Origin of the sequence: Pseudomonas sp. JR33AA, from assembly GCF_021378985.1 — a bacterium.
Lineage (GTDB): Bacteria > Pseudomonadota > Gammaproteobacteria > Pseudomonadales > Pseudomonadaceae > Aquipseudomonas > Aquipseudomonas alloputida.
In genome coordinates this window covers 81,509-104,671 of record NZ_JAJSAW010000003.1, presented here as the reverse complement: position 1 = coordinate 104,671, position 23,163 = coordinate 81,509, and the positions used below count along the sequence as shown (strand labels likewise).

19 protein-coding genes are annotated in these 23,163 nt (G+C 64.1%); 12 read left to right on the top strand and 7 right to left on the bottom strand.

Translation table 11 applies throughout. The features are described 5' to 3' along the window. Positions 1-7: 7 nt before the first annotated feature. Positions 8-1,060 (bottom strand): glycolate oxidase subunit GlcE, encoded by a 1,053-nt coding sequence (gene glcE, locus LVS58_RS06520; protein WP_233690368.1) that lies wholly within the window; start codon positions 1,058-1,060, stop codon positions 8-10. Further along, positions 1,060-2,559: a glycolate oxidase subunit GlcD gene (gene glcD / locus LVS58_RS06515; protein WP_233690367.1), complete on the bottom strand. Its 1,500-nt coding sequence runs from the start codon at positions 2,557-2,559 to the stop codon at positions 1,060-1,062. The genes glcE and glcD overlap by 1 nt, the downstream gene beginning before the upstream one ends. Before the next feature lie 193 nt (positions 2,560-2,752). On the opposite strand from glcD, the gene glcC reads away from it, so the two are divergent. Continuing rightward, a complete protein-coding gene (gene glcC / locus LVS58_RS06510; protein WP_233690366.1) occupies positions 2,753-3,517 on the top strand; it encodes a transcriptional regulator GlcC in 765 nt (254 codons plus the stop codon). Between the two features lie 60 nt (positions 3,518-3,577). Here the strand turns inward: glcC and LVS58_RS06505 are convergent, their stop codons facing one another. Next, a complete protein-coding gene (locus LVS58_RS06505) occupies positions 3,578-3,895 on the bottom strand; it encodes a DUF2388 domain-containing protein (RefSeq protein WP_233690365.1) in 318 nt (105 codons plus the stop codon). Between the two features lie 219 nt (positions 3,896-4,114). On the opposite strand from LVS58_RS06505, the gene LVS58_RS06500 reads away from it, so the two are divergent. Beyond that, a complete protein-coding gene (locus LVS58_RS06500; protein WP_233690364.1) occupies positions 4,115-4,741 on the top strand; it encodes a glutathione S-transferase family protein in 627 nt (208 codons plus the stop codon). A gap of 42 nt (positions 4,742-4,783) precedes the next feature. Here the strand turns inward: LVS58_RS06500 and mrdA are convergent, their stop codons facing one another. Beyond that, complete coding sequence (gene mrdA, locus LVS58_RS06495) at positions 4,784-6,679, bottom strand: penicillin-binding protein 2 (protein WP_233690363.1); 1,896 nt, start codon at positions 6,677-6,679, stop codon at positions 4,784-4,786. Between the two features lie 560 nt (positions 6,680-7,239). Here mrdA and LVS58_RS06490 point away from each other — a divergent pair. Further along, positions 7,240-8,583, top strand: coding sequence for an MFS transporter (locus LVS58_RS06490; protein ID WP_233690362.1), 1,344 nt, complete (start codon positions 7,240-7,242; stop codon positions 8,581-8,583). Positions 8,584-8,847: 264 nt separating this feature from the next. Then, a complete protein-coding gene (locus LVS58_RS06485; protein WP_003256147.1) occupies positions 8,848-9,561 on the top strand; it encodes a GntR family transcriptional regulator in 714 nt (237 codons plus the stop codon). A 6-nt stretch (positions 9,562-9,567) separates the two neighbouring features. Here the strand turns inward: LVS58_RS06485 and LVS58_RS06480 are convergent, their stop codons facing one another. Together LVS58_RS06480 and LVS58_RS06475 are read right to left on the bottom strand one after the other, a co-directional pair. Beyond that, a complete protein-coding gene (locus tag LVS58_RS06480) occupies positions 9,568-10,518 on the bottom strand; it encodes a PDR/VanB family oxidoreductase (protein WP_233690361.1) in 951 nt (316 codons plus the stop codon). A 12-nt stretch (positions 10,519-10,530) separates the two neighbouring features. Next, positions 10,531-11,598 (bottom strand): aromatic ring-hydroxylating oxygenase subunit alpha, encoded by a 1,068-nt coding sequence (locus LVS58_RS06475; protein ID WP_233690360.1) that lies wholly within the window; start codon positions 11,596-11,598, stop codon positions 10,531-10,533. A gap of 275 nt (positions 11,599-11,873) precedes the next feature. Between LVS58_RS06475 and LVS58_RS06470 the strand changes: the two genes are divergently transcribed. From LVS58_RS06470 to LVS58_RS06460, 3 genes are read left to right on the top strand one after another with little or no spacing between them, the layout of a single operon-like run. After that, complete coding sequence (locus LVS58_RS06470) at positions 11,874-12,539, top strand: ABC transporter ATP-binding protein (RefSeq protein WP_233690359.1); 666 nt, start codon at positions 11,874-11,876, stop codon at positions 12,537-12,539. After that, complete coding sequence (locus LVS58_RS06465) at positions 12,539-14,998, top strand: ABC transporter permease (RefSeq protein WP_233690358.1); 2,460 nt, start codon at positions 12,539-12,541, stop codon at positions 14,996-14,998. Before LVS58_RS06470 ends, LVS58_RS06465 begins: the two co-directional genes overlap by 1 nt. Continuing rightward, positions 14,988-16,043, top strand: coding sequence for a lipocalin-like domain-containing protein (locus LVS58_RS06460; RefSeq protein ID WP_233690357.1), 1,056 nt, complete (start codon positions 14,988-14,990; stop codon positions 16,041-16,043). Before LVS58_RS06465 ends, LVS58_RS06460 begins: the two co-directional genes overlap by 11 nt. A gap of 51 nt (positions 16,044-16,094) precedes the next feature. Here LVS58_RS06460 and LVS58_RS06455 read toward each other — a convergent pair whose 3' ends face one another. Beyond that, the gene (locus LVS58_RS06455; protein WP_233690356.1) at positions 16,095-16,841 is read right to left on the bottom strand and encodes an enoyl-CoA hydratase-related protein; all 747 of its coding nucleotides are present in this window, start codon (positions 16,839-16,841) and stop codon (positions 16,095-16,097) included. Positions 16,842-16,957: 116 nt separating this feature from the next. Between LVS58_RS06455 and LVS58_RS06450 the strand changes: the two genes are divergently transcribed. The 5 genes from LVS58_RS06450 to LVS58_RS06430 all read left to right on the top strand — a co-directional run bounded on the left by LVS58_RS06450 (position 16,958) and on the right by LVS58_RS06430 (position 23,024). Continuing rightward, entirely contained in the window at positions 16,958-17,602 is a 645-nt protein-coding gene (locus LVS58_RS06450; RefSeq protein WP_233690355.1) for a TetR family transcriptional regulator C-terminal domain-containing protein, read from the top strand. 74 nt (positions 17,603-17,676) lie between these two features. Further along, on the top strand, positions 17,677-18,393 hold the full coding sequence (locus tag LVS58_RS06445; protein ID WP_003256139.1) for a response regulator: 717 nt from the start codon (positions 17,677-17,679) through the stop codon (positions 18,391-18,393). After that, positions 18,390-19,172 carry a substrate-binding periplasmic protein gene (locus LVS58_RS06440; RefSeq protein WP_233690354.1) on the top strand — a complete coding sequence of 261 codons (783 nt, stop codon included), beginning with the start codon at positions 18,390-18,392 and terminating at the stop codon, positions 19,170-19,172. The genes LVS58_RS06445 and LVS58_RS06440 overlap by 4 nt, the downstream gene beginning before the upstream one ends. Continuing rightward, positions 19,169-21,421 carry an ATP-binding protein gene (locus LVS58_RS06435; protein ID WP_233690353.1) on the top strand — a complete coding sequence of 751 codons (2,253 nt, stop codon included), beginning with the start codon at positions 19,169-19,171 and terminating at the stop codon, positions 21,419-21,421. Before LVS58_RS06440 ends, LVS58_RS06435 begins: the two co-directional genes overlap by 4 nt. 196 nt (positions 21,422-21,617) lie before the next feature. After that, entirely contained in the window at positions 21,618-23,024 is a 1,407-nt protein-coding gene (locus LVS58_RS06430; protein WP_233690352.1) for an amino acid permease, read from the top strand. Positions 23,025-23,163: the final 139 nt, after the last annotated feature.

The following is a 23,163-nucleotide window of genomic DNA, read 5'->3' as shown; positions in this document are numbered from 1 at the left end:
TCTGGCCTCACAGGTCCGGGTACAGGCGACCAGGGTTGAACACCCCCTGGGGATCGAGTTGCTGCTTGAGGGCGCGGTGGTAGCGCATCAGTGCAACCGGCAGTGGCGGGCTGCCGGCTGCGCCGGGGGCGTAGCAGGTGGCGTGACCGCCCACCCTGGCCACCTGGTCACGAATGGCCTGCGCCGGCGCGCAGGTCTTGAGCCAGCGCTGGGCACCCCCCCAGTCGAGCAGTTGCTGGCCAGGCAGGTCCAGTTCGCCGGTAACGATGGGTACGGACAGGCGCCACAGGGGGGCGACGTCGGCAAAGAACGCCAGGCGCTGTTCGCGCAGGTCGGTCCAGAAGCGGTTATCGAGCGTTTCGCCCCCCAGCCGCTGGCGTGCCGATTGCACCGACCCTTCGCCGCCTTCCAGGCGCAGGTACAGCGTTTCGCCGTCATGGCAGGCGGCGCTGATCGGCAGCGGTTGCTGGCCCCATTCGGCCAGCTCGGCCAGCGCTTCATTGCGGCCCATCGGCAGGCGCAGGCTCAGGCACAGGCGCGGTCGTGGCAGCACTTTCAGCGAAACCTCGGTCAGCAGCCCCAGGCATCCGAAGCTGCCCGCCATCAGGCGTGACACATCGTAGCCGGCGACGTTCTTCATCACCTCGCCACCAAAGCGCAGCAGCTTGCCGTGGCCGGTAATCACCCGCGTACCCAGTACATAGTCGCGCACCGACCCGGCCCACGGCCGCCGCGGGCCAGACAACCCGGCCGCGACCATGCCGCCCAAGGTGGCCTCGGCGCCCAGGTGGGGTGGTTCGCAGGGCAGCATCTGGCCGGCCTCGCGCAGGGCGGCCTCGATCTCGCGCAGGGGGGTACCGGCGCGGGCCGTGAGTACCAGCTCGGTGGGGTCGTAGCTGACGATGCCGCGGTGGTTGCGGGTGTCGAGTACTTCACCAGCCACCGGGTTGCCGAGCATCGCTTTGCTGTTGCTGCCCTGGATGCGCAGCGGCGTACCTTCGTTCAGCGCCTGGTTGACCTGCTCCAACAGCGTCTGGCTCATGTCGCGGTCCATGCTCATCAGAAGCGCTCCAGCTCGGGGAAGGGCAGTTGCCCCTGGTGCACGTGCAAGGCGCCGAATTCGGCGCAGCGGTGCAGGGTGGGGATGTTCTTGCCGGGGTTAAGCAGGCCCTGGGGGTCGAAGGCGGCCTTCACCGCGTGGAAGAGGGTAATTTCGTCGCTGTTGAACTGCGCGCACATCTGGTTGATCTTCTCGCGTCCCACGCCGTGTTCACCGGTGATGCTGCCGCCCACCTTCACACACAGCTCCAGAATCTTGCCGCCGATCGCTTCGGCACGCTCAAGCTCGCCGGGCAGGTTGGCATCGAACAGGATCAAAGGGTGCATGTTGCCGTCGCCGGCATGGAACACATTGGCCACCCGCAGGCCGTACTCCGCTGAGAGGTCGCTGATGCCCTTGAGCACTCGTGGTAACTCGCGGCGCGGGATGGTGCCGTCCATGCAGTAGTAGTCCGGGGAGATGCGCCCCACGGCCGGGAAGGCGTTCTTGCGCCCTGCCCAGAAGCGAACGCGTTCGGCTTCGTCGCAGGCCAGGCGCACCTCGCGGGCCCCGGCTTGCGTCAGCACGGCGGCGACGCGCTCGCAGTCGTCGTGAACATCGGCTTCCACGCCATCCAGTTCGCACAGCAGGATCGCCGCCGCGTCCACCGGGTAGCCGGCATGGATGAAGTCTTCAGCGGCGCGGATCGCCAGGTTGTCCATCATTTCCAGGCCGCCAGGAATGATGCCCGCAGCGATAATGTCGGCGACTGCCCGGCCAGCGTCCTCGACGCTTTCGAAACTGGCCAGTAGCACCCGCGCCACCTGGGGCTTGGGCAGCAGCTTGACGGTGACTTCGGTGACGATACCAAGCATGCCTTCGGAGCCGGTAAACAATGCCAGCAGGTCGAAGCCGGGGCTGTCCAAGGCATCGCTGCCGAGGCTCAGGCGTTCGCCCTCGACCGTAAGGATTTCCACCTTGAGCACATTGTGTACGGTCAGGCCGTACTTGAGGCAGTGCACGCCACCGGCGTTTTCGGCGACGTTGCCACCGATTGAGCAGGCAATTTGCGAGGAAGGGTCTGGTGCGTAGTACATGCCATGAGGTGCGGCGGCCTGGGAGATGGCCAGGTTGCGTACGCCCGGTTGCACGCGGGCGTAGCGCCCCTGCGGGTTGACCTCGAGGATGCGATTGAAGCGCGCCATCACCAGCAGGATGCCCTTGGCCAGCGGCAGGGCACCACCGGACAGGCCGGTACCGGCGCCACGCGCAACCACCGGTACGCCGCGCTGGTGGCAAAGCTTCAGCAGCGTCTGCACCTGCTCCAGGCGCTCGGGCAGCGCCACCAGCAGTGGCACGGTGCGGTAGGCCGACAGGCCGTCGCATTCATAGGGTTTGAGGTCTTCATCGCGGTGCAGGATTTCGAGGTCCGGCAGGGCATCGCGCAGCGCCTGCAACAGGGCGGCCAGGTCCACGTCGGGCAGCGCGCCATCGACGCGTTCGTCGTACAGGATATTCATTGGCTCACTCGCAACGGTTTTTGTTGTTGTTGGCGAAGCGGTCACCGAGGCAGCGTGCGCGTGCCAGCGGTCGGGGTCGAGTGAGATCTTGACTGGTCCTACCAGTTTCTTCGGGCAGTACTTTTTATTCGCGGTTCTGTCTGGCTAGATTGGCGCTATAAGTCAAAGTGGTCCTACCAGCAGGAGTGTGCGAGTGGGTACGGAAGGCAAGACCAAGGTCGCCGACCAGGTGGCCGAGCGGGTCGAGCGGCTTATCGTCGAAGGCGTGCTCAAGGTGGGCCAGGCGCTGCCGTCGGAGCGACGGCTGGTGGAAAAGCTTGGCTGTTCACGTTCGGCCTTGCGCGAGGGCCTGCGCGTTTTACGGGGACGCGGCATCATCGACACCGAACAGGGGCGGGGATCGTTCGTCGCCGATCTTACCGGGCAGGCGGGTGCTACGCCTTTGATGCATCTGTTCAGTTCGCAACCGCGCACACTGTTTGACCTGCTGGAGGTCAGGGCGTTGCTGGAGGCTGAGTCGGCGCGGTTGGCGGCGTTGCGCGCGACTGACGTCGACCGCCTGCTGATCCGCCGACGCTACGAAGAAATGCTGGCTGCGCACGAGGCTGCGCAGGCGCTCGATGCCCGTGAGCACGCCCGCCGTGACCATGCCTTTCACCGGGCGATCAGTGAGGCCTCGCATAACCCGGTGCTGGTGCATACCCTGCAATCGCTCAGTGACCTGACGTTGAGCACCGTGTTTGCATCGGTCAACAACTTGTATTGTCGGCCAGCGCAAAAGCGCCAGATTGATCGGCAGCATGCGCGGTTGTATCACGCGGTCATGGAGCAACTGCCCGAGCGGGCGCAGCGCGCGGCGCGTGAGCACATCAACGGCATACGCGACAGTTTGCGGGAGATCGAGCAGGAGGAGCAGCGCCTGGTCAGGGCGACCATGCGTATGGATGGCTGGGGGTGAAGCGGCCCTGTACCGGCCCTCTCGTGTCGAACCGCCGCGCAAGGGCCGGTACAGGTTTACTCAATGGTCAGCCACAGGGTCATCTTGCGACAGGATAGCCCGGGCCAGTTCTTCATCATTGGCCTGTAGCCCTGGATGGTCCTTGCGGGCCTGTTCAAGCGCCGACTCCACATAGGCGCCGCGGATGGCACCGCCGCTGGCGACGAACGCTGAAAGTTCGTCACGGGCCGGGATGATGCGTTTGTCATCCTTGAAGGTCGAATACAGCGAAGCGGAAACACCGGCCGAGGTAGCGACGTCGCCCGCATCGACGCGGGCGAGGGCAGCTCCGGCAGGCAACAGAAGCAGCAGCGCAGGGGCGAGCAGTAGGTGGCGCATGTCGTGTTCTCCAGAAGCGTGAAGCACAGGGAAATAAACCACTCAGTGAGTAAGACGGGTGGGGAGTGCGGGTAGTTCCCTTTCTCTGGCTGGAGAGTGTCGGGCCTGAACATGGATTGACCGCGTCGTGGCGCGCGTGATTTGCTTGGGTGGATGGGCTTCGCGAGCAACCCCGCAGAGGGCCCTGCCGATCATTCAAAGGAAACTGAAGGTTCGCCCATGTCCGACTACAAGCTGCATTGCTTCGCCGAATCCGGCAACGCCTACAAGGCTGCGCTCATGCTTGAACTCACCGGCCAGGACTGGCAGCCGGTGTTCGTCGACTTCTTCCATGGCCAGACGCGTGAGCAAACCTGGCGCGATGAGGTGAACGAGCAGGGCGAGGTGCCGGTGATGGAACATGCTGGCAAGCGCTTCACCCAATCTGCGCTGATCCTGGAATACCTTGCCGAACAGACCGGCCAGTTCGGGCCCCGCGATGAAGATGAAAAGCGTGAGATCTGGCGCTGGATGCTGTTCGACAACCACAAGTTCACCAGCTATTACGCTGCACTGCGCTTTCTGTTCTGCCTGAAGAACACCGGCGAAACCGATGTCACGAGGTTCCTGCGCGAGCGTGCCACGGCGGCTTACGGTATTGTCGATGCGCACCTGGCGAAGACGCCATTCATGGTCGGTGGCCGGTTGACCATCGCCGACCTGTCGTTGGCGGGGTACGTGTTCATGCCAGAAGACACCGGTATCCCGTTGGCAGCGTTCACGCACATCGAGGCGTGGAAAGCCCGGATCCAGGCGCTGCCGGGGTGGAAACACCCGTATGAGCTGATGCCGCGCACGGCATCCTGACTCATTCGCGGCTAAAGCCGCCTGCACAGCGGCCACGCAAAATCATGTGTGTGGCACACCCCGCGTGGGTGCGCCGCCCGCATACTCCGGCTTCAGGTGCCCTTGCTCATCCAGCAGATAAGCATCCATCACCTCCCGCACTACGGGCCCTGCGACCCGGCCTCCAGCCTCACCGTTCTCGATCATTACCGCCACCACCACACTGGGATGCTCAGCCGGAGCAAAGCCGACAAACAGGGCGTTGTCGCGGTGGCGCTCCAGGGTCTTGTTGCGGTTGTAGCGCTCACCTTGCTTGATCGCCACCACCTGCGCGGTACCACTCTTGCCGGCGATCCGATACTGCGCGCCTGCTGCTGCGGCCCGGGCAATGCCGCGCGGGTCGTGCATGACCATCTGCATGCCCTGGCTGACCTGGTCCCAGGCATGCTTGTCGTGCAGAACGATGTCGGGCATGGGGTTGGGGTCGATCGGCCTGTCGCCGCCTACGGTCATGGCCAGGTGCGGGCGGTGCCACACGCCTTTGCTTGCCAGCAGGCTGGTGGCCTGGGCGAGTTGCAGGGGGGTGACCTGCATGTAACCCTGGCCAATGCCAAGGATCAGCGTCTCGCCCGGGAACCAGGCCTGGCGCCGCGTGGCGCGCTTCCACTCGGCTGAGGGCATCAGCCCGGAGGCCTCCTCGAACATGTCCAACGACACCTTCTGGCCCAGGCCGAACTCGGCCATGTAGTCGTGCAGGCGGTCGATGCCCAGCTTGTGCGCCAGGTCGTAGAAGTAGGTGTCGTTGGAGCGCATGATGGCGGTGTACATGTCCACCCAGCCGTCGCCGCTGCGGTTCCAGTTGCGGTACTTGTGGTCATAGTTGGGCAGTTCGTAGTAGCCCGGGTCGAACACCCGGCTGCCAGGGGTGATCACCCCGCTGTCAAGACCCGCGATGGCCACTTCAGGCTTCACGGTCGAGCCGGGCGCATACAGGCCGCGCAGCACGCGGTTGAACAATGGGCGGTCGATGGAGTCGCGCAGCGCCGCATACTGTTTGAAGCTGATGCCCTTGACGAACAGGTTGGGGTCGAAGCTCGGGTTGCTGACCATCGCCAGTACGTCACCATTGGCCGGGTCCAATACCACCACCGAGCCACGGCGGTCACCCAGCGCTTTTTCGGCGGCTATCTGCAAATGGGCGTCCAGGGTGAGGACGATATCCTGCCCTGGAGTCGGGTCCTTGTGATTGAGTACGCGCATCACCCGCCCCTGAGCGTTGGTCTCGACCTCTTCATAGCCCACGTGGCCATGCAGCTGGCTTTCGTAGAAGCGCTCGATGCCGGTCTTGCCAATTGACTGGGTGCCGCGGTACTCGGTGCTGTCGAGCGCCTTGGCTTCTTTCTCGTTGATGCGCCCTACATAACCCACTGAATGCGCGAAATGCCCGGCCAGTGGGTACTCGCGGATGAACTGCGGCTCCACCTCCAGGCCCGGCAGGCGGAACTGGTTCACAGCTACCCGGGCGATCTGCTCCTCGCTCAGGCCCACCATAAGGGTCACGGGCTCGAACGGTTTGCGGCCACGGCGCAGGTCCTTGTCGAACTGTTTACGGTCGTCTTCGGTCAGGCCCAGCACCTGCGTCAGGGTGTCGAGCACCTTGGCCGAGTCGCCGCCTGCCCGCTCGCGGGTCATGGTCAGGTCGAAGCTGGGCTTGTTGTCAGCCAGTACCACGCCGTTGCGGTCGTAGATCAGCCCGCGTTCGGGGGCGATGGGCAGCACGTGCACGCGGTTGTTTTCCGACACGGCCGTTTGTTGGTCGTGCTGCAGCACTTGCAGCACATAGAGCCGGCCCACCAGGACGGTACACAGGCTGAACACCATGGCAGCGCAGGCCAGAAGCCGACGGTTGACGAGGTGTTTTTCCTTTTCGTGGTCCTTTAGCGGGATGGGTTGCGGCATCTATGAATCGATCCTGAGGGGTGGCAATACGCGCGCGATCGGGCCGCGGATGCTACGCAACCCTTACTGCACCCTCAAGGCGAGCCCCGGCTGCGGGCTGGCTGGCATCGGCTGTGGGCCCCATGATCAGGGCGCTGAGGGGGAACATGAAGATTTGTTCATTGCGTACTCATGTGAGTGAGTCGCGGATGGTTTTAGATGACTTCATGGATCCATAGCTAGATGTTGTGCGATTACCGAACATTTCGTCTTCAGGGTTAAAAATCTATAAGATGATGAATTGATTAGATAAATTTCTATTTTTGCTAGGGGTGATGTGAAGTTGGTCCCCGTAAGTCTAATAGGCGTGCTTTCTTCACGTTGTTTATGGATCCATTATCTGATTGATTAGCGCCTGACAACGGCCGGAGCCCTCCTGCCGTATGCGATAACAATTACAAAAAGGGTCCAGTCATGAATGGCTATCCAGCGGCACTGAACTGTCAGGGTTCCTCCCGTAGCGCCTGCGCGTGCGCATTGTTCCTCTCGCCTGTGGCCAAGCCTGGCCGGCAGGTGTCGCCATGAATACCGATCTCAAGCAACGTCTGGACAACGACCCGATGGGTCGCTTTCAGTGCCTGGCCATTGGTATTTGCATCGTCCTCAACATGATCGATGGCTTCGACGTGCTGGTCATGGCCTTCACCGCCGCCTCGGTGTCTGCCGAGTGGGGCCTGAATGGGGCGCAGGTAGGGCTTCTGCTGAGTGCTGGCTTGTTTGGTATGGCGGCCGGGTCATTGTTCATTGCGCCGTGGGCTGACCGCTTTGGCCGACGCCCGCTGATCCTGCTGTGCCTGGCGCTGTCCGGTATCGGCATGCTGCTCTCGGCACTGAGCCAGAGCCCACTGCAACTGGCACTGCTGCGTGGCCTGACCGGGCTGGGCATCGGTGGCATCCTGGCCAGCAGCAATGTGATTGCCAGTGAATATGCCAGCAAACGCTGGCGCGGCTTGGCGGTGAGCCTGCAGTCCACTGGCTATGCGCTGGGTGCGACCCTGGGCGGTTTGCTGGCGGTATGGCTGCTGGGGCATTGGGGCTGGCGTTCAGTATTTCTGTTTGGCGGCATCGTCACCGTACTGGTGATCCCGCTGGTACTGCTGTGGTTGCCAGAGTCGCTGGACTTTCTGCTGGCACGCCGGCCAGCCAATGCTCTGGCCCGGATCAACCGTCTGGCCGTGCGCCTCGGTCAGCCGGCATTGGCGCAACTGCCGGCTGTTGCCGCGAGGGCAGAAGGTGCCAGCAGCGGTTTCAAGCAGCTGCTGGCGCCGGCCATGCGCCGCACCACGCTAGTGATCTGGTTGCTGTTCTTCCTGGTCATGTTCGGCTTCTACTTCGTCATGAGCTGGACGCCGAAACTGTTGGTGGCCGCCGGCTTGTCAGCCCAGCAAGGCATCACCGGCGGGGTGCTGTTGAGCGTGGGCGGCATCCTTGGTGCGGCGCTGATCGGCGGCCTGGCTTCGCGCTGGCCACTGACGCGCGTGCTGGCGTTGTTCATGCTCATTACCGCCGCGCTGCTGGTGCTGTTCGTGGCCAATGGTGCCTCGGTCACTGCGGCGCTGGCATTGGGGCTGCTGATCGGGCTGTTTTCCAACGGCTGCGTGGCTGGGCTGTATGCCTTGTCGCCGGTGGTCTATGACGCGTCGGTACGCGCCACCGGCGTGGGTTGGGGTATCGGCATCGGCCGCATGGGCGCAATCCTGTCGCCGACCGTGGCTGGCGTGCTGCTCGATGGTGGCTGGCAACCCCTGCATCTGTATGGCGTGTTTGCCAGCGTGTTCGTGCTTGCCGCGGGTTGCCTGCTGCTGTTGCGCCCGGTGACCAAGCCTGCGTCCGCCTTGCCTGCTGATGCCGGTGTATGGCAGTAGTGGGCGAAACACCGGCGTAGCCGGTGCCATGTTCCGCGTTGCCTGCTTCGCGGGTAAACCCGCTCCTACGTCTACGGCGTATGTCTTGCGCCGGGTTGGTTTCTTGGCGCGGCCCCCGTAGGAGCGGGTTTACCCGCGAACACCGGCGCAGCCGGTGCCATGTTCCGCGTTGCTTGCTTCGCGGGTAAACCCGCTCCTACACAGCCAGCAACTACCCCACGGCTTGCGCTAAGATGCCCGCTCATGTCTCTGGAAGTTGCCTGGATGAGCAAACCCGGTCAAATGGTGCTGGTTGCGTTGCGCAAGATGATCGCTTCGGGCGAGCTGGCGGCCGGCGAGCGCTTGATGGAAGTCCCAACCGCCGAACTGTTCGGCGTTTCACGCATGCCGGTGCGCATGGCATTTCGCACCCTCGAACAGGAAGGCCTGCTGGTGCGCTTTGGCGGCCGGGGGTTTCAGGTGCGTTCGGTCAGCGCCGATGACATCGCGGGTGCGGTCGAGGTGCGCGGTGTGCTGGAGGGGTTGGCTGCGCGTCAGGCTGCAGAACGTGGCTTGTCGGTGCAAGCACGCGCTGCGCTGCAACAATGCCTGGTCGACGGCGATCAGCTGTTCGACAAGGGCTTTGTGAGCGAAGACGACTTGCAGGTCTATCACGACCTGAACATGCGCTTTCATCAGGTGATCATCGACGCCAGCCACAACCCGGCCATTGCCGTTGCCCTGGCGCGCAACGATCACCTGCCATTCGCCTCGGTCACCGCACTGGCGGTGGACCGCCATGATCTGGCTCGCGAGTACCGGCGCTTCAACTTCGCCCATATGCAACATCACGCCGTGTTCGACGCCCTGGTCAACCGCCAGGGTGCCCGCGCCGAAGCGATCATGCGCGAGCACGCCAATGCCACCTTGCGCTATGCCGAAACCTTTGGCGGGGCAGCGGCGGACGCGGGCATGAAAGTCATCCTGCCCTCGTCGTAAGCCGGGTTAGATGTCCAGCACCAGCAGCGGCGTCTTCGAGCGCGAGCAGCAGGGCGTGAACTGATCGTTCAAGGCCTGTTCGTCTTCGGTGAGAAACAGGTCGCGATGGTCCGGTGTACCCTGCAGCACGCGTGTCAGGCAGGTGCCGCAAATACCTTGCTCGCACGACAGGGCGATCTCGATTCCGTTTTCTTCCAGCACCTGCGCCACGGTCCGGTCGGCCGGCACCTCGAACACCTGCCCCGTGCTGCCCACCTGCACCGAGAAACTGCCGTCGTTGCTGGCATCTACCGGCGCGGCGGTGAAGTACTCGCGATGCAGGTTGGCCTCCTGCCAGCCCAGCCCCTTCGCGCTGTCCAGTACATGCTGCATGAACCCGCCCGGCCCGCATACATACAGGTGCACATCGTCTTGCGGGTTGCCCAGCACCTGGGCGATGTCCAGCGCCGTTTCCGGCTGCTCGTCAAAATGCACGAACAGCCGATCAGCGAACGGCGCGCTGCGGATCCGCTCAACAAACGCCGCCCGCTCGCTGGAGCGGGCACAGTAGTGCAGCTCGAAGGCCTGGCCGCTGTGGGACAGCTGCTCGGCCATGCACAGGATCGGGGTAATGCCGATGCCGCCAGCAAACAGCAAGCTGCGCTGCGCACCCTCAGCCAGCGGGAACAGGTTGCGCGGCGCGCTGATACGCAGCCGGGCACCGGCCTGCACCTGCTCGTGCAGGCTACGTGAGCCGCCCCGTGACGCCGGGTCGTTGAGCACGCCAATCAGGTAGCGATGGCGTTCTTCGGGGTGGTTGCACAGCGAATACTGGCGCACCAGCCCGTCGGGCAGGTGCACGTCGATATGGGCGCCGGCGCTGAACGCCGGCAGCAGGCTGCCATCTGCCGCTGCCAGCTCGAAGCTGCAGATACCCTGCGCTTCATCGTTACGGGAGACCACTACGGCATCGATCATGTCGGCTGTTCCTCAGGCAGGGGTGACGCTGGTGGCGATCAGTTGCGGCTGCGGCGCCCGCTCTTTGGCGATGATCCGCTCCAGTACCTTGCGTGACTGCACGCCGCCGGCATCGATGTTCAGCTTCAGCAAGTTGCGCTCGGGGTAGGCCAGCAGGTTCTGTTGCTGGCGTTCGAGCATTTCCAGGTCTTCGCTGAAAATCTTGCCCTGGCCTTCCCGAATGTTGTCGGTCAGGGTCTGGTCGTGCGCAGCGAAGTTGCGCGCCATGCCCCAGAAGTACCAGATCGAGGTATCGCTTTCCGGGGTGATGAAGTCGACCACGATGCTCGACGCCTTGTGCTGCGCCTCGGCGTGGTAGCCGCCCTTGCCGGCATGCGCTACACCCACTTCGATCAGCACATGGCTGGGTGGGGTGAAACGGCAGATCTGCCAGCGGTCCACCGGTACATCGTCGGCCAGGCCGTTGCCACGCAAGGCCATGCGCCAGAAGGGCGGGGCCATGATGTTCTCCATGTGCCGGGCGGTGACCACTTCGTCGCCTGTGACGGTGGTGACCGGCGGTGCCTCGTCGATCTCCTTCTGGCCGATGCTGGACGCGTGCACATAGGTTTCATGGGTGAGGTCCATGAGGTTGTCGATCATCAGGCGGTAGTCGCAACCGATGTGGAACAGCCCGCCGCCGTAGGCCCACTCATCATTCACCGCCCATTCCAGATGCGGAATCAGCGCCGGGTCGGCCTGCGCCTGGTCGCCGGGCCAGACCCAGATGAAGCCATAGCGCTCGACGGCCGCAAAGGTCTTGTTGCAGGGGAAGCCACGCACCCGTTGGCCCGGCATCGACACGGTCTTGCCGTCGCAACCCATGACCAGACCGTGGTAGCCGCACACCAGGTTGCCGTCCTCGACATAGCCCAACGACAACGGTGCGCCGCGGTGCGGGCAGAAGTCCTCGACGGCGGCCACTTGGTTCTCTCGGGCGCGGTAGAACACGATTTTTTCCCCGCAGATCTGCCGGCCCAGGGGTTTGGTGGCGATCTCGTCAGGGGTGCAGGCGACGTACCAGGTGTTTTTGGGGTACATGGGCTCTCCGGGGTTTTGTTTTTATTTAATGGATCCATTAAGGCTGCGACCGCCTTGCGTGGTCAATGTATTTTGCTCGTGAAAGGTGGATTCTGTGCGATTATCGGTTTTTAGTGGATCCATTGTTAAGCCTTCCTGCGATGAGAGGACCGGCTGCAGCAGCACGTCGTCTGAACAGGAAGGCAGCGGCGAAATCGATCAATGCGGCCGGTGCAGGGCAGGCCTGGCCGAACCTGCTATGCCTAAAGGGACATCCCACCCATCAAGGCCACTCGATGCTAGCCATCGAAAATCTCTACAAATCATTCCCCACCCCCCAAGGCCCGCTCCCCATCTTGCAGGGGGTCGACGTGCGCCTGTCGCGTGGCAGCAGTCTGGCGCTGATGGGCGAGTCGGGCAGCGGCAAGAGCACTTTGCTGCACCTGGTGGCTGGCCTGGACCGCGCGGACAGCGGCCGTATTCTGATCGACGATGTTCCGCTTGACGGCCGCTCGGAAGCTTCGCTGGCGCAGTGGCGGCGGGAGGGAATTGGCCTGGTGTTTCAGCAGTACAACCTGATCAGCAGCCTGGACGTGGGCCTGAACCTTACTTTCCAGGCCCGCCTCGCCGGCCGGCATGATCCGCATTGGGCGGCTTACCTGGCGCAGCGCCTGGGCCTGGCGGACCTGCTTGAGCGTTACCCGGAACAACTGTCTGGCGGCCAACAGCAGCGGGTCGCCATCGGCCGTGCGCTTGCCGGGCGCCCAGCCTGGCTGTTGGCTGACGAACCGACCGGCAGCCTTGATGAGGCCAGCAGCGACGAGGTGCTGAGTTTGTTACTGCAGTTGGTCGCCGAAGCCGGCAGCGGGGTACTGATGGTGACCCACAGCCCGCGGCTGGCGGCGCGTTTGCAGCACCGTTGCTACCTGCGGGCTGGCCGTGTGCGGCCCGAGCAGGGCTGATGAAGCTTTTGTCGCTGGCCCTGTTGGCGCTGCTCAGCCATTGGCGGCGCCACCGTGTGCAATGCTTCAGCATCTTCACGGGCCTGTGGCTGGCCACGGCGTTGTGGACCGGTGTGCAGGCATTGAACAGCCAGGCACGCAGCGACTATGCCCGGGCCAGCGCGGTATTGACCGGGCCGCTGCAGGCGCAACTGATAGCGCGCAATGGCGAGCGCTTCGATCAGGCGTTGTACGTGCAACTGCGCAGGCTGGGCTGGGCTGTTTCGCCGCTGCTGGAAGGGCGCTTGCGCTTGCCGGGCGAGCCCGCACGCAGTGTGCGACTGCTCGGCATCGAGCCGTTGAGCCTGCCGCCTGCCAGCAGCATTGCCGGGGTGCAGGTGCAGGCATTCGACCTGCAAGCGTTCATCGGCACGCCCGGGCAAGCCTGGGTTGGGCCAGATACCTTGCGTCAACTGAACACAAGCCCCGGGCAGCCGACCCGCGACAGTGATGGGCAGTTGCTGCCGCCATTGGTTTTGCAGCCTGCGTTGGCACCTGGGGTCATCGTGGTGGACATCGGCCACGCGCAGACGTTGCTGAACGCACCCGGGCAGTTGTCGCGTCTGCTGCTGGCTGGTACGCCTGGGCCGTTGCCTGCGGATATCGCCGCCTATCTTGAACTGCAACCGCGGCAGGACGATGGCGGTTTGCAGCGCCTCACGGACAGCTTCCACCTCAACCTGACCGCGCTCGGCCTGCTGGCGTTCGTCGTCGGCTTGTTCATCGCCCACGCCGCGATCGGGCTGGCGCTGGAACAGCGCCGTGGGCTGATCCGCAACCTGCGCGCGTGCGGCGTCAGCCTGAAGACCCTGCTGGGTGCCCTGGTGCTGGAACTGGGCCTGTTCGCGGTACTGGGAGGGCTGGCCGGGGTGGCCAGTGGTTACGCATTGGCCGCGTGGCTGCTGCCCGACGTGGCTGCCAGCCTGCGTGGCCTGTATGGCGCCCAGGTCGCCGGCACGTTGAGCCTGCCGGCGGGGTGGTGGCTGCTGGGTGTGCTGGTGAGTGTGCTCGGGGCATTGCTGGCAGGCCTGGAGAGTGTAATGCGTGCTGCCCGATTGCCTTTGCTGGCATTGGCGCAACCCCAGGCCTGGCGACTGGCGCAGGGGCCGTGGTTGCAACGGCAGGCTTTGCTGGCGAGCCTGCTGCTGTTGCTGGCCTTGGGCTGTGGTGTATTCGGGGCTGGCCTGCTCAGCGCGTTCGGCCTGCTGGCAGGGTTGCTACTGGCGGCGGCGCTGCTGTTGCCGGCCTTGCTCGATCGGGTACTGGCCTGGCTGGCGCGTCGGTGCCAGCGGCCGTTGGCGCAATGGTTCGTTGCCGACAGCCGCCAGCAGCTGCCAGCCCTGAGCCTGGCGTTGGTCGCGCTTTTACTGGCGCTGGCTGCCAGTGTTGGCGTGGGCAGCATGACCGAGGGTTTTCGCAAGACGTTTGTCGGCTGGCTTGACCTGCGCCTTTCCGCCGACCTGTATGTCACCCCACGGGATACGGCCCAAGGCTTGCAGATAGTCGAGTGGCTCAAGCAGCAGCCTGTGGCCAGCGTGGTTCTGCCCGGTTGGCGCGCAGACATGCAGCTGCAAGGTTGGCCGGTGCAAGTGCAGGGCATTGTCGATCACCCCGCCTATCGAACGCGCTGGCCATTGCTGGAGCAGCAATCGCGCGCCTGGCAGCAACTGGGCAGCGGACAAGCCGTGATGCTCAGTGAACAGTTGGCCAGGCGACTGAACCTGCAACTGGGCGACAGCCTGCAGTTGCTTGCAGACACGCCAGCCTTGCCCGTGGTGGGGATCTATGCCGATTACGGCAACCCCAAGGGGCATGTACTGGTCAATGCCGGCTGGTTGCGCGCCCACTGGCCACAGGCAACCCTGGCCGGCTTGAGTGTCGACCTGAGCGCTGAACGGGTGCCGGTGCTCAAGGCCGCGCTGCAACAGCACTTTGCCCTGGATGACAGCCGGGTGGTCGAGCAGGCGCGCCTGAAACGCTGGTCGACCGACGTGTTCAACCGCACGTTTGCCGCTACCGCAGCCCTCAACAGCCTTACCCTTGGCGTGGCCGGTGTGGCGTTGTTCATCAACCTGCTGACCCTGGGCCAGGCCCGGCTGGGCCAGTTGGCACCGCTATGGGCGCTGGGGGTGCGACGCATGCAACTGGTCTGGCTGAGCCTGGGGCAGACACTCATGCTAAGCAGCCTCACCGTGCTGCTGGCAATCCCGCTTGGGTTGCTGCTGGCCTGGTGCCTGGTCGCGGTGGTGAACGTGCAGGCATTCGGCTGGCGTTTGCCGCTCTATGTGTTCCCCGTGCAACTGCTGCAGTTGACCGTGTTGGGCATGCTCACCAGCCTGATGGCCTGTGCCTGGCCGCTGTGGCAGCTGGCGCGCCGCCAGCCGCGCGAACTGTTGAGGCCGTTGGCCGATGAAGCTTAATGCGTGGCTGTTGCTGAGCGGGTTGTTGTGCGGCTGTGATCAGCCAGCACCGCAAAGCTATGCCGGGCTCGGGCAGCAGGCTGGCGACTTCAGCCAGGTGACCCGCGATCATCGTCTGGTATTCCCGCAGGATCACGGCCCTCACGACGGCTTTCGTATCGAGTGGTGGTATGTCACCGCCAACCTCAAGGACACCCAGGGCCGTGACTGGGGCGCCCAGTGGACACTGTTCCGCTCGGCCCTGCGCCCCGGCCCGGAGACCACCGGCTGGAACAGCCCGAACCTGTGGATGGGCCATGCAGCACTGACCGGGCCAGGTGGCCATCAGGCTGCTGAAACCCTGGCGCGGGGTGGGATCGGCCAGGCCGGCGTGCAGGCCCAGCCGTTTCGCGCATGGATCAATGATTGGGTGTTACAGGGCCCGGGCGGTACTGAACACCTGCAGATGGTCGCCAGTGGCGACGGGTTTCGCTATGACTTGCGGTTGCACAGCGATCTCCCCTTGGTGCTGCATGGTGAGCAGGGCTACAGCGAAAAATCAGGCAAGGGCCAGGCTTCGTACTATTACAGCCAGCCGTTCTACCACGTCCAGGGGCACGTCCAGCGTGGCAGCCTGTGCATCGCGGTGACCGGGCAGGCCTGGCTGGACCGGGAATGGAGCAGCCAGCCGCTGGCGCCCGGGCAGACCGGCTGGGACTGGTTTTCCCTGCACCTGGACAGTGGCGCCAAGCTGATGCTGTTCCAGGTGCGGGAGGCCCACGGGGAACCATACCGCGCCGGGACCTGGGTCGGACCACAAGGGGAGGTGGTGGCGCTGGACGCCGCACAGATCCAGCTGCAGGCGCTGGCCTGGTCTGCGCAGAAAAACGGCAAGCAGGTGCCCACGCGCTGGCGGGTGCAAGTGCCGGAGCATGGGGTGGATGTGCAGGTCGATGCCGTGGAGTCGCAGGCATGGATGCAGACACGGTTCCCCTATTGGGAAGGGCCGGTACGCTTGAACGGGAGTGCGGGCGGGCGCGGGTATCTGGAGATGACCGGGTACTAGCAACAACGCTTGAGCAAGACAGTTGCGCCCATAAAGACCGCGCCCGACCATTTAATCCTTGATAAGCCCTCGCAGCACTGCCCGCGCTTCTTCAGTACGCAAGCACTCGATGAACAACTGGCTTTCCCGCGCCACCGTGGCCTCCAGCTCCGCCCGCTGGCTGTCCTTGAGCAGCCGCTTGCTGATCCGCAGCGCCGCCTGGGGGTAGCCTTGCAGCTGCCGCGCCAGCGTGCGGGCAGCGTCCAGGCACTGTTCGCCGTTTTCATGCAGCTCATTGGCCAGCCCCCAGGCCACCATTTGTTCGCCATCGAGCAATGCATTGGTCAGCAGCAAGCGCGCCGCCCGGGCCTGGCCAAGCACACGCGGCAGCAGCAGGCTGGAACCAAACTCCGGGCACACACCCAATGGCGCGAAAGGCATGCGCAGCTTGGTCGAGCGGCTGACCAGCACCTGGTCGCAATGCAGCAACAGGGTGGCTCCGATGCCGATCGCCGCACCACTGACCGCTGCGATCAGCGGCTTGTCCAGGCCCATGACCACCCGCATCAGGCGGAACACCGGGCTGTCCAGGTCGCTGGGCGGGTTGTCGAGGAAGTCGCGAAGGTCGTTGCCGGCGCTGAAGCAGTGCGGCCCACCGGTGATGATGATGGCATCGACAGCGGGGTCTTCACCTGCCGCCAGCAAGAGGTCGCCCAGCAGCTGGTACATGGCAGTGTTCAGGGCATTGAGCTTGTCGGGGCGGTTGAAGGCCAGGGTCAGCAGGCCTTGGTCCAGTTCGCGTGTGATCAGGTCGTTCATGGCAGCCGCTTTTATTGTTGTGAGGGGGCCCGGCCGGGCATTGGCGTTTAGGGTTTATCACGCAGTCTGGCTTGTTGTACAGTCGTTCAGTCCAGCCCCTAACCAGAGACCCACTGATGACTCAGGACGCCCGCTACCACCGCATGCTGCCGGAACTGCGCAAAGCCAACCTGGTCGAGGCGACCCTTGTGTGCCTCAAACGCCATGGTTTCCAGGGTGCTTCGATCCGCAAGATTTCGGCCGAGGCCGGGGTCTCGGTCGGGCTGATCAGCCATCATTACGCCGGCAAGGATGAACTGGTGGCGGAGGCTTACATGGCCGTCACCGGTCGGGTGATGGGCCTGTTGCGCGAGGCCATGGCCCAAGCTGCGCCCAATGCCCGCGAGCGGTTGTCGGCATTCTTCCGTGCCTCGTTCTGCGCCGAGCTGCTCGACCCGCAATTGCTCGATGCCTGGCTGGCCTTCTGGGGCGCGGTAAAGACTGCCGATGCGATCAACCAGGTGCACGACCACTCCTACGGCGAGTACCGCAACGAACTTGGCCAACTACTGGCAAGCCTGGCCGAAGAGGAGGGCTGGCAGGGCTTCGATGCCGACCTGGCGGCCATCAGCCTCAGCGCCTTGCTCGACGGCCTGTGGCTGGAGTCGGGCCTGAACCCCGGCACCTTCAGCCCCGAGCAGGGTGTGATTATCTGCGAGGCCTGGGTCGACGGCTTGCAGGCCGGTGGCCGGAAGCGCTTCAGCCTGCCCGAGGGCTGTTGATCACCTGTTCAGTAACGAGTACGCTGCTGTCGCGAGTGTGTAGAACAACACCAATAATAAAGAGACAACACGCAATGACGCCTCGGGTATTGATCGTCGATGACGATCCGCTTATTCGTGACTTGCTGCAGGCCTACCTGTCCCAGGAAGGCTATGACGTACACTGCGCCGACACAGCGGAAAGGGCTGAAGCCCTACTTGCCAGCCAGGATGTCGACCTGGTGCTGCTGGACATTCGCCTGCCCGGCAAGGACGGCCTCACCCTGACCCGCGAACTGCGGGTGCGCTCGGAGGTGGGCATCATCCTCGTCACTGGGCGCAATGACGATATAGACCGCATCGTTGGCCTGGAATGCGGCGCAGATGACTACGTGATCAAACCGCTCAACCCCCGCGAGCTGGTGTCCCGGGCGAAAAACCTGATCCGCCGCGTGCGCCATGCCCGCGAAGCGCACCCCGCCCCGGCCTGCGCGCAATCGCTGAAGCAGTTCGCTGACTGGGCACTGGACACCGACCGCCGGCGCCTGATCGACGCCCGTGGCGGGCAAACCCTGCTGACCCACGGCGAGTTCCAGTTGCTCAGCGTGTTCCTGCGCAACAGCGGCCACACCCTCAGCCGCGACCAGTTGATGGATCAGATTCGCAACCGCGAGTGGGTGCCGAACGACCGCTCCATCGACGTGCTGGTCGGCCGCCTGCGGCGCAAGCTGCATGACGACCCGGCCGAACCGCAGTTGATCATCACCATTCACGGCACCGGCTACCTGTTCACCGCCAGCGTGGCAGCATGATTCATCGCGCCTGGCGGTTGGCGCTGGCCTTGACGTTGCCCACCCTGCACGCCAGTGCCAGTGAGCCGGTGCGTTACTGTGACTACCCGGTGTACCCGCCCATTTCCTGGAGCGACGGCCACCAGGTGCGTGGCCTGGCCCCAACCGTGGTGCGCGAACTGTTCGCGCGCATGGGCTACGAGGTGCAAACCGTGGTGCTGGGCAACTGGAAGCGCTGCCTGATGGACGCCGCCGCCGGGCGCGTGGACGTGGTCCTGGCCTACAACAGCGACCAGCGTGACCAGCGCATGCGTTTTTCCACGGTGCCGGTGGTGCGCGAGGAAGTGGCCGTGTTCTACAACCGCAAGCGACCGGTGCAGTTCCAGCAGCTGGAGGACCTGGCGGGCTACCGCGGCGGCCTTCTGTACGGTGAAAGCTATGGCGCCGAATTCGACCGTTTCGTCGCCCGCCACCAGAACATTGAGCGGGTATCGTCCAGCCAGCAGAACTTCGGCAAGCTGATCCGCGGGCGCATCGACTATGTGATTCAGGAGCGGCGCACCGGGCTGCTGTTCATCGAACACCTGCCCGGAGCGCAGGATATTCGCGCCTTGCCCACGGCACTGAGCGTGGACTACCTGCGAGTGGCGGTTTCGCGACAGTCACCCTTGAGCCAGCACATGGGTGAAATCGACGCGCAGTTGCAGCAGATGAACCAGGCGGGCGAGATTGCGCGGTGGCTGGAGCAAAGTGAAGTCACTTACCGCGACATGATCAACCTGCCGGCGGATGCACGATGATCCGCCTGCGCACCGATGGCCTGCTGCGCCGCCTGCTGCTGTTCATCCTGCTGTTCAGTTTGTGCTTCACTGTGTTGGCCAGCGGCGTGCAGCTGTACTTCGAGTACCGTCGCGAAATGCGCGATATTGATGCACGCATGGCGCTGATCCGCGCCGGCTACCTGGCCAGCCTGGAGCGCAGCCTGTGGGACCTCGACGAGGCGCAGCTGGACGTTCAGTTGCGCGGCCTGGTGGACTTTTCCGATGTGGCGCGGGTGCGTCTGGTCAGTGATGATTTCCCGTTGTTACGCGGTCAGGCCGACCCCCAAGGGCCGCTGCGCATCGAGCGCTTCCCCCTCGACTATCAGCCGCCCTCGGGGCCGGTGAGGCATCTGGGCGAGCTGGAAGTCAGCATCGACCTTGGCGCGGTACACCGCCGGCTTTACGCCACGGGCCTTGCCAGCCTGCTGTGGATGGGCGTATTTCTGTGCGGCCTGGCAGTGGCGCTGTCCGGGCTGTTCTACCGCCTGGTCACCCGCCACCTGCAAGTGATGGCCGAATTCGCCCGCCGCATTGGCGCCGGCCAGTGGCACCAGCCGTTGCGCCTGGACCGCCGCCGTTCATCGCGCCCTGACGAAATCGACACGGTGGCCAATGCCCTGGACGATATGCGTCGCGCCATCCTCAGCGATATCGAGCGCCGGGAGCGCGACCGCCTGGAACTGCAGGGCAAACGCGACGAATTGCAGGCCATGGTCGAGCGGCGTACAGCCAGCCTGGCGCGTGCCAAGGACGAGGCCGAGGCAGCCAACCTGGCCAAGTCGCGCTTTTTGGCGACCATGAGCCATGAATTGCGCACGCCGCTCAACGGTATTCTGGGCATGGCCGAACTGCTGCGCGGCGGGCGCCTGGAGGTGGCCGACCGCCAGCGTGTCGAGGCCTTGTACAAGGCAGGCGAAGGGCTGTTGGCGATTCTCAATGAAGTGCTGTATTTCGCCCGGCTCGAAGAAGGCGAGAGCCGCGCCGAACGGGTGGGGTTTTCCTTGCGTCAGTTGTGCCAGGAAGTGCTGGCGCTGCTCGAACCCATGGCCATGGACAATGCCGACACCCTGCAACTGCAGGTCGATGAGCAACTGGCCGCGTACCAGTACGGCGCAGAGCAGTACCTGCGACAGGTGCTGAGCAATCTGCTGGCCAATGCCATCAAGTTCACTGAGCACGGCCAGGTACGGCTTACGGTGCAGGTGCTTGCCAGTAACGAGTGCTCGCAGCGCTTGCGGCTGTCGGTCAGTGACAACGGTATCGGTATCGAGCCCGCTGTTCAGGCGAAGATTTTCGACCGTTTCGTCCAGGCCAGCGAAGCTGTGACCCGGCGCTATGGCGGCACTGGCCTGGGCCTGGCGATCTGCAAGCACCTGGTGGAAAAGCTGGGCGGTAGTATCGGTCTTGAGAGCGTTCAAGGGCAGGGCAGCTGCTTTTGGTTCGAGCTCGACATGGCTCGCGGGCAGCCTGTCTCAGCGGGTTCACCAGCCGCTTCGCCCTTACCCAGCCTGGACATCCTGGTGGTCGAAGACGTTGCGCTGAACCGCGAGGTTGCCGGCGGCCTGCTGATGCGCGATGGTCATCGGGTGAGCTTTGCCGAAGACGCCGGCCAAGCGCTGCAGGCATGCGCGCAGCGGCGCTTCGACCTGGTTCTGCTGGACGTGCACTTGCCGGGCATGAGCGGGGTGGAGTTGTGCCGACAGCTGCGTAACTCGCCTGGGCCGAACCGCCACAGTCGAATCCTGGCGCTGACGGCCGGCGTGCAACCGGGCCAGGTAGCGGGTTACCTGGACGCTGGCATGCAGGGCGTACTGGCCAAGCCTTTGCGGCTGGACAATCTGCGCAAGGCGTTGGCCGACGTAGCGCCCGGTGAAGTGGCCAGCGCGGGCGCAGACATGGACTGGTCATTGCTCGACACCCACCGTTCACTGCTGGGGGAGCAGAAGTTGCAAGGCCTGCTGGAGGTCCTGCGCCAGTCACTGCAGCAGCACGCCACGGCGCTGGCCGAGGCGCTGCCCGCCCAGGACTTCACCGAAGTGCTGCACCTGGCCCACCGCCTGGCTGGCAGTTGCGATTCCCTGGGGTTTACCGGGTTGGCTACGGTGTTGCGTGGTCTGGAGGAGGCGGCCCGGCAGCATGACGTACAGGCCATGCAAGCCCTCGGCGAGCCGCTGACCACCCAGCTAGATCAGGCCAGTACCACGCTGGAACAGCTGATTCAGCGCTGACGTACAAAAAGCTTACGACTTTTTACATCTTCGATCCGTTCGTACAACGGCGCCTTACATCCGTTTCCAATAATCCATGGCAACCGTGTTGCACACGGTCCATGAGGCTTATTGGAGACAAGAATAATGACATGCCGTAGCGCTCAGCCCCTCATTCGAACCCTCCCACGCACCGGCCGCAAAGGCGAGGTGTGCCATGACTGACAACGTTGAAAAGATCCAGCTCACCCGCGCGCTGAAAAGCCGGCACATCTTCATGCTGTCGCTGGGTGGGGTCATTGGAACCGGCCTGTTCATGGGCTCGGGCGTAACCATCAATCAGGGCGGGCCGGTGGGCGCGATTCTGGCTTACCTGGTCGCGGGCTTGCTGATGTACCTGGTGATGGTCTGCCTGGGCGAGCTGTCGGTGCAGATGCCGGTGTCCGGTTCGTTCCAGGCCCACGCCACCAAGTACATCGGCCCGGCCACCGGCTTCATGATCGGCTGGGTGTACTGGATGAGCTGGGCCACCACCGTAGGCCTGGAGTTCACCGCTGCCGGCATGTTGATGACCCGCTGGTTCCCGGAGGTGCCGATCTGGTACTGGTCGGCGCTGTTCGTGGTGGTGCTGTTCGGTCTCAACGCCCTGGCCACGCGTGCCTTTGGCGAGGCCGAGTATTGGTTCTCAGGCATCAAGGTGGCCACCATCCTCGGCTTCATCGTCATCGGCCTGCTGGTGATCTTCGGTGCCATCCCCCTGAGCAGCGGGGCACCCGCACCGATGCTGAACAACCTGGTGGGCGAGTCGCTGTTCCCCCACGGACTGTCGGCAGTGTTCGCGGTGATGATGACCGTGGTCTATGCCTTCCAGGGCTGCGAAATCATGGGGGTGGCGGCGGGCGAGACCGAACACCCGGAAAAGAGCATCCCGCGGGCGGTGCGCAACGTGGTGTTCCGCGTGCTGATCTTCTATGTGCTGGCGATTGCCGTGCTGTCGGCCATTGTGCCGTACGAGCAGGCCGGGCTGATGGAGAGCCCGTTCGTACAGGTGTTCGACATGGTCGGCATCCCTTACGCCGCCGACTTGATGAATTTCGTCATCCTCACGGCCATCCTCTCGGTGGGTAACTCCGGGTTGTATGCCTCCACGCGCATCCTCTGGGCCATGTCCAAGACGGGCATGGCACCGAAAAGCCTGTCGCCGCTGAGCAAGCGTGGCGTGCCGCTGCGGGCGCTGAGCATCACCCTGTGCTTTGCGCTGGTTTCGCTGATGACCAGCTTCATCGCGGCTGACACGCTGTTCATGGTGCTGATGGCGGTGAGTGGCATGTCCGGCACCGTAACCTGGATCGTCATCGCCCTGGCGCAGTACCGCTTCCGCAAGGCCTGGTTGCGTGACGGCGGGCAATTGCAGGACCTGAAGTACAAGGCGCCGCTGTACCCACTGGTGCCGCTGCTGTGCATCACCCTGTGCAGCTCGCTGTTCGTGTTCCTGGCGCTGGATGAAACCCAACGGCCGTCGCTGTACTGGGGCTTTGGCTTCATTGCCCTGTGCTATGCGGCTTACTTCTTCGTCAACCGCCGCCGACAGGGCACCTTTGCACCCAGCGCACCTGGCGTTTGATTCACGATTGCCGGGGCCGCTTTGCGGCCCTTTCGCGACACAAGGCCGCTCCCACAGGTACTACGCAGACTTGAACGCTGTGACAGACCCTGTGGGAGCGGCCTTGTGTCGCGAAAGGGGCGCAAAGCGCCCCCCGGCA